The sequence below is a fragment of the Mesorhizobium sp. BR1-1-16 genome (assembly GCF_020165495.1).
Taxonomy (GTDB): domain Bacteria; phylum Pseudomonadota; class Alphaproteobacteria; order Rhizobiales; family Kaistiaceae; genus Kaistia.
In genome coordinates this window covers 149208-163807 of sequence record NZ_JAIUIE010000010.1, presented here as the reverse complement: position 1 = coordinate 163807, position 14600 = coordinate 149208, and the positions used below count along the sequence as shown (strand labels likewise).

At 64.5% G+C, this 14600-nt stretch carries 14 protein-coding genes; 6 read left to right on the top strand and 8 right to left on the bottom strand.

What is annotated here, in order from left to right; translation table 11 throughout:
* Positions 1 to 24: 24 nt before the first annotated feature.
* A complete protein-coding gene (locus LB518_RS19310) occupies positions 25 to 1134 on the bottom strand; it encodes a mandelate racemase/muconate lactonizing enzyme family protein (protein WP_224579441.1) in 1110 nt (369 codons plus the stop codon).
* A gap of 429 nt (positions 1135 to 1563) precedes the next feature.
* Between LB518_RS19310 and LB518_RS19305 the strand changes: the two genes are divergently transcribed.
* Entirely contained in the window at positions 1564 to 1803 is a 240-nt protein-coding gene (locus LB518_RS19305) for a hypothetical protein (RefSeq protein WP_224579440.1), read from the top strand.
* 63 nt (positions 1804 to 1866) lie between these two features.
* Positions 1867 to 2073 carry a hypothetical protein gene (locus LB518_RS19300; RefSeq protein WP_224579439.1) on the top strand — a complete coding sequence of 69 codons (207 nt, stop codon included), beginning with the start codon at positions 1867 to 1869 and terminating at the stop codon, positions 2071 to 2073.
* Between the two features lie 119 nt (positions 2074 to 2192).
* Here the strand turns inward: LB518_RS19300 and LB518_RS19295 are convergent, their stop codons facing one another.
* From LB518_RS19295 to LB518_RS19265, 7 genes are all read right to left on the bottom strand, one after another.
* Positions 2193 to 2738 (bottom strand): hypothetical protein, encoded by a 546-nt coding sequence (locus LB518_RS19295; RefSeq protein ID WP_224579438.1) that lies wholly within the window; start codon positions 2736 to 2738, stop codon positions 2193 to 2195.
* A 230-nt stretch (positions 2739 to 2968) separates the two neighbouring features.
* The gene (locus LB518_RS19290; protein ID WP_224579437.1) at positions 2969 to 4057 is read right to left on the bottom strand and encodes a four-carbon acid sugar kinase family protein; all 1089 of its coding nucleotides are present in this window, start codon (positions 4055 to 4057) and stop codon (positions 2969 to 2971) included.
* Positions 4054 to 4875 (bottom strand): DeoR/GlpR family DNA-binding transcription regulator, encoded by an 822-nt coding sequence (locus LB518_RS19285; RefSeq protein ID WP_224579436.1) that lies wholly within the window; start codon positions 4873 to 4875, stop codon positions 4054 to 4056. Before LB518_RS19285 ends, LB518_RS19290 begins: the two co-directional genes overlap by 4 nt.
* A gap of 16 nt (positions 4876 to 4891) precedes the next feature.
* The gene (locus LB518_RS19280; protein WP_224579435.1) at positions 4892 to 5872 is read right to left on the bottom strand and encodes an ABC transporter permease; all 981 of its coding nucleotides are present in this window, start codon (positions 5870 to 5872) and stop codon (positions 4892 to 4894) included.
* Entirely contained in the window at positions 5872 to 6852 is a 981-nt protein-coding gene (locus LB518_RS19275; RefSeq protein ID WP_224579434.1) for an ABC transporter permease, read from the bottom strand. Before LB518_RS19275 ends, LB518_RS19280 begins: the two co-directional genes overlap by 1 nt.
* On the bottom strand, positions 6849 to 8366 hold the full coding sequence (locus LB518_RS19270; RefSeq protein WP_224579433.1) for a sugar ABC transporter ATP-binding protein: 1518 nt from the start codon (positions 8364 to 8366) through the stop codon (positions 6849 to 6851). Before LB518_RS19270 ends, LB518_RS19275 begins: the two co-directional genes overlap by 4 nt.
* Before the next feature lie 34 nt (positions 8367 to 8400).
* Positions 8401 to 9513 (bottom strand): sugar ABC transporter substrate-binding protein, encoded by a 1113-nt coding sequence (locus LB518_RS19265; RefSeq protein ID WP_224579432.1) that lies wholly within the window; start codon positions 9511 to 9513, stop codon positions 8401 to 8403.
* Between the two features lie 245 nt (positions 9514 to 9758).
* Here LB518_RS19265 and pdxA point away from each other — a divergent pair, with 245 nt between their 5' ends.
* From pdxA to LB518_RS19245, 4 genes are all read left to right on the top strand, one after another.
* Positions 9759 to 10796, top strand: a complete 1038-nt coding sequence (gene pdxA / locus LB518_RS19260; protein WP_224579431.1) for a 4-hydroxythreonine-4-phosphate dehydrogenase PdxA — start codon at positions 9759 to 9761, stop codon at positions 10794 to 10796.
* 103 nt (positions 10797 to 10899) lie between these two features.
* Positions 10900 to 11967: an ABC transporter substrate-binding protein gene (locus LB518_RS19255; RefSeq protein WP_224579430.1), complete on the top strand. Its 1068-nt coding sequence runs from the start codon at positions 10900 to 10902 to the stop codon at positions 11965 to 11967.
* A gap of 105 nt (positions 11968 to 12072) precedes the next feature.
* Positions 12073 to 13551: a sugar ABC transporter ATP-binding protein gene (locus LB518_RS19250; RefSeq protein ID WP_224579429.1), complete on the top strand. Its 1479-nt coding sequence runs from the start codon at positions 12073 to 12075 to the stop codon at positions 13549 to 13551.
* A gap of 10 nt (positions 13552 to 13561) precedes the next feature.
* Entirely contained in the window at positions 13562 to 14560 is a 999-nt protein-coding gene (locus LB518_RS19245; protein WP_224579428.1) for an ABC transporter permease, read from the top strand.
* Positions 14561 to 14600 lie beyond the last annotated feature (40 nt).

Here is a 14600-nt window from a genome sequence, read left to right as displayed (position 1 = left end):
ACGTCATGCCTCGGCAAACGCTCCTCAGACGCGACGTCTGGCGATCTCATCCTCGTTGATGTCGAGGCCGAGCCCCGGACGGCTGGTCAGCCGGAACCGTCCGTTTTCCGGCCCGATAGGATGCGTGAACGCGATGTCGGTGCGCCCGGTGTCGTCGGCATATTCGGCCGGCTTGGTCATGTGCATCACCGTCGAGAGCACATGGAGATTGGCCATGTGGCCGATGCCGGGCTGGGTCTGGTGCGGCACGAACTCCACGCCATGTGCGAAGCAGATGGCGGCGCATTGCATGAGCCCGGTAATGCCGCCCATCTTGACGATATCGGGCTGCACCATGCGGACGCCGGACCGGATCAGGTCGACGAGCGCCTGGGTCGTATAGGTCTGCTCGCCCGCCGAGACGGTGATGCTCAGCCTTTGCGCCACCTCGCCCATGGCATGCACATGATAATGCTGCACGGGCTCCTCGAACCAGGCATAGCCGAGATCTTCGAGCACACGGCCAACCCGCATGGCACCGCTGATCGAATATTGATTATTGGCATCGAAGGCGAGCGGCAGGTCGGGACCGACCAGCGCGCGGACGGCCTTCACCTTCGCGATGTCGCCGGGAAGATCGTGGTCCTGCCGCGTCCGGTCGCCATCGAGCCTGATCTTGATCGCGGATGGCTGTTCATTGCGCCAACGCCGTTCGACGCGAGCCAGCGTTTCCTCGACGGTCGTGTCCTGGTTGCCGCCGATCGAGGAATAGAAGGGCAGCTCGGTGCGCCACGCTCCGCCGAGCAGCTTGTAGATCGGCTCGCCGAGCAGCTTGCCCTTGATATCCCAAAGCGCGATGTCGACGCCCGCCAAAGCGCCGGTTACCGCGCCTTCCGGGCCGAGCTTGACCAGCCTGTGAAGCGCCCGATCGTAAAGAACGGCATGATCGAGCGGATCGGCGCCGACGATCATCGGCGCGATATAGCGATTGATAATGTCGATCGAGTGCTCGCCGCCCAGCATCGGCGAAACCTCGCCGTAGCCGATCGTGCCACCCTCGGTTTCGACCCGCACCCAACCGCTGTTGGCCAGTCGCGAACTGCCGGGCTTCCAGGCGAGCTGGAATGCCTCCGCAGACTTGATTGTGTCGCTCATCAGGCTCTCCCTTTACTCAAGGGCTAGACGAGCTGCGGGATGACATCTTCACATTTGGTCGGGAATTTCACCATGTGGAATGACCGGCCTCGAAACAGAGGATTATTGACATTCCGGGAGGCAGGTTGCCGCTTGAGCAGGCACACGCCAAGCGCGATCGTTTCGCAAGACGATGCGTCAGGTCGAGCTTGGGCTCCCGATCGGGTGCCTACCGATTCGTCTGATATCGGGGCGCCCGACGTCTTCCACGACACGGACAGGATCAGGTCTCAACCCTAGCTGTGCGGCCGGCCCGGCGATATTCTTGTCGAGGGGGAACGGCGGGAGACCGGGCGGAGTTGAGGCAGATATGGCCGTGTCACCCAACGCGTACCGGCCAGCTCGGAGGTCCCCATGTTGTGGCGCCGATGGATCCTTGGAGCGCTTGCCTTGGCGCTCTTGCCGGGATGCAATACCTGGCAGAACTATCAACAATCGGTCGAGAAAAACTGCCGTCAGCAGGCAAAGTACAAATCCGATCGCTATTACGATTGCCTTCGGAAGGCTGCAGCGGTCGATCGCCAACGGCTACGCCACCAGGATGAAGCCTGGCTCGACAGCCTCGAGGACGCCAGTCAGTTTCCCATTGTTCCACTACGTCCGCAGTATCGGCCTCCTTATCATCACTGATGATCGGGGCGGCATAGCGCGCACTCGTGCTCAACGATCGGGTCCAACACTGAAGGGCATCATATGACCGAAAATTCAAATCGCTCACAACCGGACTACCCTTATCACCCGGAAGAAATGCGCGCGGCCTGGGACTGCAAGTTTGGGAAGAACATCACGCTGCAGGGCACCGCGCGCTGGACGCCAGCCGGAGTCGTCACGGCCGGAATCGCCGCGTCGGCCGTGCTGCTGTCGCTGGCAGCGTTGGTTCGGGCCGCACACAGGCCGTAAGGCATCTTGAGAGAGCGGCATCGAGAGCATCGTCGAAACAGACGCGGCGGCGGCGGGTGACGCACCACGTCGCCCTTCTCCTTGCGCGGTTGGCTTTTCCGAGGACCGAATTGGCGATCTCAAGCCGGCTCGGAGCGGCCCTTCGAATGGCTCTCGGTGTATTTGAAAGCGCTGACGAGCGCCGCGACAGTCACGGCCACGCCGACCCAATGCGGGACGGCCGTCACAAAGCCCATGATCAAGTCAGCGATCGCGCAGACGGCGAAGGCCAAAGCCCACACGCCTGATATCTTGTAGTTGACGCGGAGAAACTCGGGATTGCTCCAGAGCGCTCGCGGTACCGTTTCTTTCGCATATTGTATGGTGAATGGCTGCCCGATCGCGATGGAGATCGCCACAATAACGAAGAGGCCGCAGTCGACGACCAGCCGCACCAAGGGGATCGTCCATTCATGGGCGGTCACCGTCGTAAAGATCGCCAGGCCGCCAAACAGCACGACCGTTCCCACTTCGAGGATTTTCGGCGACTTACGCTTCAATAGACTGTCCCGAACGATCATCGCCGCCGATACGGCTGCCGCCGTCCAAAGGCCGGCGACCGTCAGCCCAAAATGGACCAGGACGGCAAAGACGATAAAGGGCGCGAAGCTGACGAGGATGCTCATAGCGCAGGCTCCTGGCTGGTGAATGCAACGATTGCGGAGAATCGCCTCGTCGGCAACGGGCAAGAGGATTTATTGCACTTATTGCGTTCAAGCGGATCCCGCAGCTTAGGGGAGAATCTGGTCCAGTGAGATTCTTGCCGGAATGCGCTGCGCCAGCCGGATCCACTCGAAATCGGGCCGACGATGCCTGCAGGCTGCCGACACAGTTGGATCGACCAGCCTTGCCGCGCTCACGCGACGGCGAGTTGCCGTACCAGCCAGTCCTCGCCGCCGAACGCTCCGGACTTCGAGAAGCAGGACACCCCACGCCACCGGCCGACATCCATCCGCGAGGCAGGGATGCCGGGTTCGCTCTCCCCCTCCACGAGAAGACGCACGGCGCCGAGCGCGGTGCAGAGCGCAGCAAATGTCTCCCCGCCGACGACGGTCAGCACATCGGGCGGCGCCATCTCATCAGCGAGTGCGCCGATCCAGCGCGCTATGAGCCGCGCCGCCTCGCCGCCATCCAGCGCGTCAGGCAGGTCGGGAATGGCGACACAGCGGCCCCGCGCGGACATCAGTGCCGTTATCGCCCGGGCGCTCGCCGCCGCATCCGCTCCGTAGCGGGCGATTGGCTCCAGGCTGCGTGCGGAAAACGCCGCGATCTGGCGAAGCGTGACGTGATGATGCGAGCCGACCAGCACGAGATGAGAGCCCGATGGCGGGGCAATAATCGGAGCCGGCCGGCCGGCGAGTGCGCGGGCGAGCCCGGCGGCGCCACACCAGAGCGTGCCGGCTCTGCCACCGTGGCGAGCGACGATGGCCTCGAGGTCGGCATCCGTCGCTGCGTCGAGCAGCAGGACCTCCGTGCCGCAATCACCGAGCGCGGCAGCTTCGTTCCCGACGGTGATGCCGTAGCGGGCGAGAGCCGCCGCCGGTTCTGCGACCAACGTAATCGCGCCGGTGGCATCGGCCAATATCTGGCGGCCGCCAATCGTCATGCGCCGCTGCGCAGGAAAGGCCGGCGCGAGGATGATTCGCCGAAACAGTCCCGACCGGGCGACCTCCGCGAGCTCGGCGGCCCAGTGACCACGCAAGAGGCTGTCGATCTTCTTGAAGGCGATGTCGCCCCCGGCAAGCACCGCCGTGGTGTCCCGCGTTGCCGCGATTGCCGCCGCCGCCTGCCCGTCGCGGCATGACATATTGATTGCGAAGGATCCGGTCGGACGATCCGCCTTCGGATCGACGACAACAGGAACCGGACCGATCAAGGCCGCAAACTGCGCGCTCGTGTCGAGCGCTCCGGTCAAATCGTCGGCGACGAGGCGAAAAAGCGTCATGCGGCGGCGGTCGTCGTGGCTCGCGACGGGACGACGGTCACCGAGACGCCGACATTGCGGACCCGCTCGATCTCGGAGGGGTCGGCTCGGTCGTCGGTAAAGAGCTCGTGGATATCGGTGAGTTCGCAGATCCTGCAGAACGCGGCCGCGCGGAACTTCGATGCATCGGCGAGCAGGACGACGCGCCGCGCCGCCGCAATCATGGCGCGCTTCATGGCAGCGGCCTCGAGCGAGGTTTCGCTGAGCCCAAGCCCCGTTATGGCATGCGTCCCGATCAGGGCGACATCGGCTGAAAGTTCGCGGAGCAGCCCTTCGCCCGGCTCACCGACCATGGTCAGCGAGCCCGCCCGAACCGTGCCACCGAGCACGACGACCCGCATATTGTTGGCCCCCACCAGCACTTGACCGATGCCGAGATCATTGGTGACGGCAGTCAGCGAAAGGGCCCGTTCGACACAGGCGCGCGCGGCCGCCAGAACGGTCGAACTGCTGTCGAAGAGCACGCTGGCGCCCGATTTCAGCGTGGCCGCAGCGGCGGAGCCGATCGCTTCCTTCTCGAAGCGGTCGAATTCCGCGGTGATTGCCGCCTCCGGCTCAAAGGTCGATTGCAACTGCTTCTGGATCACGGCCCCGCCATGCGAACGCTCCAGATAGCCGCGCTCCTCGAGATGCTCCAGATCGCGGCGGACCGTCGACATCGAGATGCCGATCGCCTCGGCCAGGTCCTGGATGGAGGCGGCGCCGCGCTTGCGGATAAGCTCCAGCATCGTCGCGCGGCGCTGGGCGGGGATGAGTTCGGGGCGTCGGGGTTGGCTCATTGATTCCGGACGGCGTTTAGGGGGCGCGACGGGCGCGGTCGATCAATAGCATCGCAAGAATGATGGCGCCGAACACCATCTGCCGCAACGCATCGGGGACCTGCATCAGCGAAAGGACCGAGGCGAGCAGCGTGATGAAGATGGCACCCATGAAGGTTCCAGAATAATTGCCGCTGCCGCCAAAGATCGATGTGCCGCCGAGGACGACTGCGGCGATCACCGGCATCAGATAGCTGTCGCCCATGCCCTGATAAGCCTGGTTGGCATAGCCGACAAGCAACAGCCCACCGAGGCTTGAAAGAAGGCCGGCCAGCGCGAAGACGCCGACGATGATCCGCTCGACCGGCGCGCCGGCGAGGAACAGAGCCCGCGGCGACTGACCGAGCGCATAGATATAATTGCCGAAGACGGTGCGCCGCAGCATGAACAGCACCAAGGCGCCGACGACGAGCCAGAGCAGGAAGGCATTCGGGATGCCGAGGGTCCGCTCGCGGGCGAGGAAGACCATCAGCGGCGGCGGCGCGCCGGCCGGCTTGGCACCGCTGGTGTAGAACACCGTGATCCCGAGCAGCATCGCATTGACTGCGAGGGTCCACACCATGGCCGGGATGCGGAAGATCGCAACGCCGAGGCCGTTGACCGCCCCGATGAGGAGCCCGCCGGCGAGCCCGGCGGGGATCGCGATAAAGGCGAGCGTCGGGTTACCCGAGCCTGCGAGCGAGGTGGCGAGGATTGCCGTTCCGGTGATGGTTAGCGGCACCGAGAGGTCGATCTGGCCGAGCAGGATGACGAGCATCGCACCCGTTGCGAGAATGCCGACGATTGACGCGATCTGGAGCTGCTGCAGCAGATAATTGACCGAGAGCACGCCTGGGGATTCGAGCGCGGCGCCGGCCAGCACCACAATGCTCGCGATCAGAAGGATGACCACCGAGCGATCGACGCCCCAAGAGGCCTTGCGGCCCGAGTCGGCTGTTGACGATGACGGTGCCGACATCAGAGGAACCGCTCCAGGCGGGACCGCACGCGAAGCATGCCCAGCGAGCCAAGGACGATGGCGATCGCGAGGATGGCGCCCTCGAAGAAGGGCTGGGCCAGCGGCGGAAGGTTGGAGAAAAACATAAGGGCCGAAATCGTCTTGAGGATGAAGGCGCCGAGCGCAGCGCCGAGCGGCGAGCCGACCCCGCCTGACAATGCAACGCCACCGATGACGACGGCGGCGATCGAATTCAGCGTGTAGGAAGGGCCGATATTCGGATCGCCCGTCAGCGTCAGCATGCTGACATAGAGGCCCGCGAGCGCCGCGAAGAAGCCGCCCAGCGAATAGGCCGCGAGTGTCATCTGCGGGACGCGAATACCGGTCATCACCGATGCGTCACGCGAGGAGCCGATGGCGTAGAGGCTCATGCCGAACCGGCTCCGCCGCAGCGGGATGGCGACTAGAATCAAGACGATGGCGAGTGCGATCAGCGCCGTGGGCACCCCATAGACGTCATAGGTCAACGCGTCGGAGAGCGTCTCATCGATCGCCCCACCCGGCGTTGGGCGCAGCAGCAGAGCAACGCCGGAATAGAGGCTGCCGAGCGCGAGCGTCGCCACGATCGGCGGAATACGGCCGACGACGACGGCGAGGCCGTTGAGCAGACCGCAGCCGATGCCGACGACCATGACCAACACGACTCCAAGCGCCACCTGGGCCGGCGAACCTGAGATGAGATAAGAGGCGACGACATTGGTCAGCGCGATCATGGGGCCGACCGAGAGATCGATGCCCCGCACCAGCACGACGAAGAACTGCGCGATGGCGGCAAGCGCCAGGAGCAGACCCTGGTTCGACCAGATGGTCAGCACATAGGTCGAGAAGCCGCGCGGCTGGATGCTGATGTAGAGCGCGAACAGGATCGCGAGCAGCACCGCCGAAATCACGACGCGCGGCACCTTGAACCTGCCGCTTCGGGATGAGCCGGTTTCTGTCATGTCGAGGCCGTGTTCGAGTGGGCGTTGAGTGCAGCGGCGATCAGGGCATCGGGCGTGACCTCGTCGCCGCTCATCTCGCGGACAACCCGCCCGCGATAGAAGACGTAGATACGATGGCAGAGATGGATCAGCTCCTCATAGTCGGTCGACTGAAGGATGATCGCGAGGCCCTCGCCTGCCAGTTCCTGGAGAAGGCGGTAGATCTGCGCCTTGGTGCGCACATCGATGCCACGCGTCGGATCCATCAGAAGCAGGCAGCGCGGCGATAGAGCGAGCCATTTGGCGAGCACGACCTTCTGCTGATTGCCGCCGGAGAGCGTCTTGACCGGGTCATCGAGGCTTTTCAGCTTGATCTCCAGCCGTTCCGTGAGGCGCGCGATGGCTGCATCCGCCGGGCCCGCCGCGTTTGTCAGTCCATAGGGCTTGCGGCTGAGCGCGGCGAGGCTGAGATTTTGGCCGATCGACATGTCGAGGATCAGGCCCTCGGTCTTGCGGTCCTCCGGAACGAGGGCGATGTCGACGCCCGGCGCCTTCGCCCGGCGCGGGGTGACACCCCCAAGCGGCTTGCCGTCGAGCGTCAGCGTTCCCTGCACACCCTTCAGGACGCCGAAGACGGCATGCATCAGATATTGCTGGCCCTGGCCGTCCAGACCGCCAAGGCCGATGATCTCGCCAGGCCGGACGTCGAAGTTGACGCCGTCGAGCCCGCGCTCCCAGCTGAGGCCGCGGCCTGAAAGCAGTGGTACGACGCCCTTGGCCGGCGCCGCGACTCGCGGGGGAAAGAGTTCCGTCAGCGGCTGCCCAACCATCAGTCCGATCATCTCGTCGCGGTTGCGCGTGCCGGCCGCGAAGGTCTCGACATGGCGGCCATTGCGAAACACCGAGACGCGGTCGGCCACGGCGTCGATTTCATACATCCGATGGGAGATGAAGAGAATCGCGCAACCTTCATCGCGCAGCTTGCGGATCACGGCGAACACTGTTTCCACGCGCTCGGCCGTTAGCGCCGCCGTGGCCTCGTCGAGGATCAACAGACGCGGCCGCCGATGGATGGCTTTGGCGATCTCGACAAGCTGCCGATCGGCAAGCGGAAGTTCGGAAACAAGCGCAGAGAGGCCGATATGGCTGCCGCCAACGCTATCCAGTGAGGCGCGCACGGCCTTGACGGCGGCGCCGCCAATGAGGCGCAGCATCGGCCCGCCGTCGCCGAGCAGGAGATTGTCTCGCACCGTCAGGTGCGGCATCAGCGACAGTTCCTGGAACATGCAGACAATGCCGAGCGCCGTCGCATCGCGCGGCGTCGCGAACTGCCGCTCGATGCCGTCGACCTTGATGGTGCCGCCATTGGGCGTGATCACGCCCGCCAGCAGCTTCATGAGGGTCGACTTGCCGGCGCCGTTCTCGCCGAGAATGGCGTGAACGGCGCCGGCTTCGATCGTCAGCGAGACGTCGGTCAGGGCCGGAATCCCGCCATAGCTCTTGGATACGGCGGAGAATTCGACGAGAGATGTCATTCCAACTGGCCTTCCGATGTCCCGCAGCGGCGGATCACTCCGCGTTCTGGGCGGTCTGTCCCAACAGTTCCTGCGGCGTGAAAACCGGGAAGCACTGCGGATAGCCAGTCGTTGTATAGAAGTTCGGAGGCAGGTCCGGGAAGTAGTCCTTGCCGGAAACGAGATCGGCATTGTTCTTGTTCGGGATCGGCAGGAAAACCTTCTGCGGCAGTGAATTGCCACCGAGCAGAACGACGGCCGCCTCCAGAGCCAGTGCCGACATTGCCGGCGCCTGCGCGGCCGTGATCCCCGGATATTTGCCCTCGACGGCGAGCTGGCGCGTACCGTTACCGGCGTCGACGCCGATCGGGACGACCGGGTGCTTGGCGGCCTGCATCGCATGAAGCGCGCCGATCGCGCCTTCCTGGACCATCACGCCATCGAAGTTGCCATTGGTGGCGATCGCGTCGGCGGTACCCTTCTCGGCGGTGCCCGCATCCCAGTTGCCGACGACCTGTACGACCTTCAGGTCCTTGTATTGGTCGAGCACCGAATGCATGCCCTCATGGTTGTCGCGATCGACGCTGTTGCCCGGCAGGCCCGAAATCTCGAGGACCTGGCCCTTCACATCGCCCTTGGCAGCCTTGATACCGTCGACGACAGCCTGCGCCTTCATGCGGCCGAGGTCGAACTGGTCCTCGTTGACCTGCACGATCTTGTCGGAATCGAGAACGTTGTCGAACGTGACGAGCACGACGCCGGCGCGCTGCGCGCGCTTCACAACCGCGTCGAAGGCGGTCGGGTTCACGGCGTTGATGACGATCGCATCATAGCCGGCAGCGATGTAGTTATCGATCGCGGCGATCTGCGCGGCGGAATCGTTGCCGACCGAGATCACCTTGAATTCGGACAGCTGCTTGGCATTGTCGGGGCGCGCGCCCCATGCCTTGGCTGACTGGATGGCGGTGATGCGCCAGTCATTGCCGACATAGCCGTTGACCAGCGCGATCTTGTACGGGCCCTTCTTGGCATCATACTGGATCGTCTTCTGATTGTCCTTGGCCGGGCTGAAGCACTCCGGCTTGTAGGTGTCGGCATGGGCGCCCCAGGTCAGCGCGGCGATCGACGCCGCGCCCAGGAGCCGGGTCACGAACTTCACGGATACCATGGCAAATCCTCCCTTTCAGATCGAGTGAGGCGCAGCAGCCCGCGCTCATATTCACTCGCCTGTGGTAGAAAGTGAGAGATTTCGAAAACTGTCAACTCCCATTCATCACGCTATCGGCGCCACTCACGCAGCTTTGTCCGTTTTTGTGCAGTGCGGTGACGTTTTCTGATAGAAAGTGGAATTATCTGACTTCCCAACGCCGCCAGCCTTCGCTAGCTTCCGTTCAAACAAGATCAGGTGCATCAGTGTCTCGACCCAGGATTGCCGTCACATCGGGAGACCCGGCCGGAATTGGACCGGAGATCATGGCGCGCGCAGCTTCGGTGCTGCGCCCGCGCATCGCCTCGGGCGAGTTCTCTCTCGTGCTTGTCGGATCGGCCTCGGCCCATGGCAATGCCGTGAAAGCCCTCGGCCTCGAGGATCCGGCGGTATCTGTTGATCCGGCCCAGCTCACCGACCCCGACGCGCCCGCCATTGCCTTTGTCGACGTCGATGCCGAGCGGCTCGACGTTCCCGTCGGGCGTTCAACCGCCGAGGGTGGCCGCATAGCCTATGACGCGATTGCGAGGGCCGTCGATTTCGCGATGGACGGGCGCGCAGATGCCATCTGCACCGGGCCAATCAGCAAGGAGGCCCTGAACTTCGCCGGTCATCACTACAGCGGCCACACCGAGCTGCTGGCGGACCTCACTGGCGCTCGCGACAGCGTCATGCTGCTCGCTCACGGCAATATGCGCGTCAGCCACATCACCACGCATGTCGCGCTTGAAGACGTGCCGCGCCGCGTCACCCCCGAGCGGATCAGCCGCGTCGTGGTGCTGACCGACGAGGCGCTCAAGGCGCTCGATCTTCCGCGCCGCAAGATCGCCATTGCCGCGCTGAACCCGCATGCGGGCGAAGGCGGCCTGTTCGGCCGGCAGGATATCGACATCGTCGAGCCGACGATCCGCAAGCTTCGCGACGAGGGCTTCGATGTCGAGGGTCCGGTCCCTGGCGATACGGTCTTCGTGAAGCTGCGCGCCCGTCAGTTCGATGCGGTGATCGCGATGTATCACGACCAGGGCCACATCCCGGTCAAGCTGCTCGGGTTCTCGGTGGACGAGAAGACCGGCCGCTGGGAGGCGCTGAGCGGGGTCAATGTCACGCTCGGCCTGCCGATCATCCGCACATCGGTCGATCACGGCACAGCCTTCGACATCGCCGGACGCGGCATCGCCAGCGAGACGAGCCTGATCGAGGCGATCGAGCTTGCCACCTCCTTCGCGCGATCGCGAAGCGCCTGACGCCGGAGGAGCGGGCTGAAAGGCCCGTCGGCACAACCATCATAGCGACCGGTTCGGGCCGGCCCGGTCGCACTTTGACAATGTCGGCCCCGGGGAGGACCTCATGATCTCTAGACGTACCCTCATGCTCGCGATGGCGGCGCCGCTTGCCGTCGCGCTGGCCGGCCCTGCCTCGGCGGCGGCCGACAAGCCGACCATCGGCGTCGTCGTCCCGACGCTCGCCGCGCAGTTCTGGAACAACTACATCGACTTCATGAAGAAGGGCTCGGAAGAGCTCGGCGTCAATCTTGTCGTGCTCAACGCCGACAACAAGCCGGACCAGATGGTGAAGTCGCTTGAGGACCTCGTCGCGCAACCGGTCGATGGCATCATCTTCACGCCCTATTGGGCGACGGCGGCCCGCGGCCTGACGCTTGCGAAGGACGCCAATATCCCGGTGATCCTGACCGACAGCTATCCCGACTTCCAGCCGCAGAGCGATCGCTTCCCGAACTATCGCGCCTTTGTCGGCCCGAGCGACGAGGATGCCGGCAAGCAGATGGCCGAGGCACTCTTCGCCGCCATTCCCGCCGACGCGAACGGCAAGAAGGTCATCGGCGTCGTCAATGGTACGGCCGGAACCTCGGTCGCCATCGACCGCCGCAAGGGCCTCGAAGACGCGCTGAAGGATCATCCTGAAGTGGTGATCGCGGGCGAAGTCGACGGCAATTTTGTCCGTGATACGTCGCAGACGGTGTTCGAGTCGCTCTATCAGGGCAACCCGGAGATCAAGGGGGTCTGGGCCGCCAATGGCGGCACCGCGACGGGCGTCATGACGGCGCTGAAGAATGCCGGCAAGCAGCCCGGCAAGGACGTCATGGTCGTCGCCATGGACCTCAACCCAGAAAATGTCACGGCGGTGAAGAACGGCGAGTTGCTGTTCGACATTGGCGGTCACTGGCTGCAGGGCGGCTTTGCTCTGGTCATGCTCTATGACCAGATCAAGGGTCACGCGATCCCGCAGGATCAGGACAACGTCAAGCTGAAGCTGCTGCCGCTGACGCAGGACCGCGTCGCGCAGTTCGAGGCCGATTTCCCCGGCGGCGTCCCGCCCTATGACTTCAAGGCCCACTCGCAGACCTATACGCCGAGCGCCGGCGCGGCCACGTTCGAGCTGAAATACTCGAAGTAAGGCCAGGCTATACCATCGCGGCCCGGCGGAGCTTCCGTCCGGGCCGCGACATCGCTTCGAACCGTCTCGCCCTGCTCTTCAGCCGGGCCGTCCGGGAACACGCCCTTGAAGATCGTCGCCACCGACATCGCCAGAAGCTTCGGCAGCACGCGGGCCCTTTCCGGCGTTTCGATCACGCTCGAGCCCGGCCGCGTCCACGCGCTTGTCGGGGAGAATGGCGCCGGCAAATCGACGCTGCTCAAGATCCTCGCCGGTGCCGAGCGCCCCGATACGGGCAGTATCGCCATCGACGGTAAGCCCTATGCGCCCCGGTCACTGGCCGAGGCGACAGCGCTTGGCGTCCGGCTGGTGTTTCAGGAAATCACCATCAATCCGTCGCTGTCGATCGCCGAGAACGTCTTCTCGGGCCAGTTGGCGCGGTTTCGCAGTCGCGGCCTCCTCAACCAGGCTGCTATGAACCGCGCGGCGCAGGCGCTGCTGGACACGCTGGCAGTCGATGTCTCGGTCGCGCAGCCGCTCGCACGGCTCGATCTCGGCCAATGGAAATGCATCGAGGTCGCGCGCGCACTCTCCACCGACCCACGCGCCGTCCTGTTCGACGAATCCACCGCCTTCCTCAATCATCGCGAGGCTGACCAACTGCTGGCCGCCATGCGCGCGCTCGGCGATCGCGGTCTCGTCGTCGCTTTCGTCTCGCATCACCTGGCCGAGATCGACGCAGTAGCGGATCAACTCACCATCCTGAAGGACGGCCGCAAGGTCGGCGACTTCGCCGCCGGTGAACTCGACCGCGAAGGCATCCAGAGCCGGATGGTCGGGCGCGACCTCTCGCGGGGTCTTTACCCTCCCCGTCCAGAGGCACGGATATCCAGCGGGCCGATGCTGCGTTTCAACAATGTCGCTGCCGACGGGCTCGAGCCGACCAGTCTTTCGGTCGCTCCGGGGGAAATCCTTGGTATCGCGGGCCTCAAGGGCGCCGGTGGCGAGCGCATCCTCGAAGTTGCGGCCGGCGTCGTCCGGCCGCGGGGCGGCAGCATCACGGTCGGCGGCGCGCCGCTCGCGGCAAAAACGCCCGCCGAGGGCTGGGCCGCGAGCATTGCCTATCTGCCTGGCGAGCGCACGACCGAGGGCCTCATCGTCGATGCGAGCGTGCTCGACAATCTCGTCATGGCAAAGCCGCCGCGACGCGGGCCGTTCTTCGATCGTACCAAGGCGCGCGCGATGGCGCAGGCGATGATCGCCCGGCTGCTGATCAAGGCGAGTTCCGAAAAGGCACGCTCCGGCTCGCTCAGTGGCGGCAACCTGCAGAAGGTCGTGCTGGGCAAATGCCTCGCCATCGATCCGCGCGTGCTGCTGCTCAACAATCCGACGCGGGGCGTCGATGTCGGCGCACGGACCGAAATCTATCGCTCGCTGCGCGAGGCCGCGAAGGAAGGACTCGCCATTCTGATGGTCAGCGAAGATCTCAACGAGCTCATCGGCCTCAGCGACCGCATTCTGGTCATGCGTGAAAAGCGCATCGCGGCGTCGATCGATGATCCGGCCGCCACATCCGAAGACGCCATCATCCGGCACATGACCTGAGGGAAACCCAATGTCCTCCGCAAAACCCACGGTCACGGGACGTTCCGAAACCGCGCAGCGACCGGCCGATGCGCGCTCGCGCCGAGACGACATCCGGCGCTTCTTCCCGATCCTGCTGCTGCTTGTCCTCGTCGCGGTGTTCTCCTTCGCTTCGCCGCGCTTCCTCCAGTTCAACAATCTGATGATCGTCGCCCAGCAGGCCGTCGTGCTGCTGGTGGCGGCCCTCGGCATGACCTTCGTGATCATCGCCGGCTCGATCGACCTGTCAGTCGGGGCCATCGTCGCCCTTGCGGCGCTCGTGGCGGCGGCCACATCGGCGAGCCTCGGCATCTATGCCATCGTACCGGCCTGCCTAGTCGGCGCTGCGGCCGGCCTTGTGAACGGCGTGGTCGTCGCAAAGGGCAAGGTGCCATCCTTCATCGTCACGCTCGGTGCGATGGTCGTCTATCGCGGCATCGTGCTCTTCTTCACCCGTGGCGCGCCGATCTCCATCGACGACGAGCGCTTCCTCGATCTCTATTCGGGTCGCACAGCCGGCATTCCGCATTCGGTATTGATTGCGATCCTGCTGATCGCCATCGCGGCCGTGATGCTGAACCTGACGGTCTTCGGCCGCGAGGTGCGGGCGATCGGCGGCGGTGAGCGTATCGCGCTCCTGACGGGCATCCGCGTCGACCGCGTCAAGATCGCCATCTTCGTCCTGTCGGGACTGATGTGCGGAATGGCCGGCCTGCTGCAGGGCGCCCGCGCAATGGCGGCGACCGCCCAGCTCGGAGAGGGGCTCGAGCTCGACGCCATCGCCGCTGTCGTCGTGGGCGGGACACCGCTGACCGGCGGCGTCGGCAGCATCCAGGGAACGATCCTCGGCGCGCTCATCATCACCATTCTCTCGAATGGCATGAACATCGTCGGCCTCGATCCCTATTTCCAGAACATCGTCAAGGGACTGGTGCTGGTCCTTTCGGTGTTCGTCACGATCGACCGCAAGAAGATCGGCATCATCAAGTGATCCACGAGATCTGCGAGCACGGATACAGGAGAAAGCGATC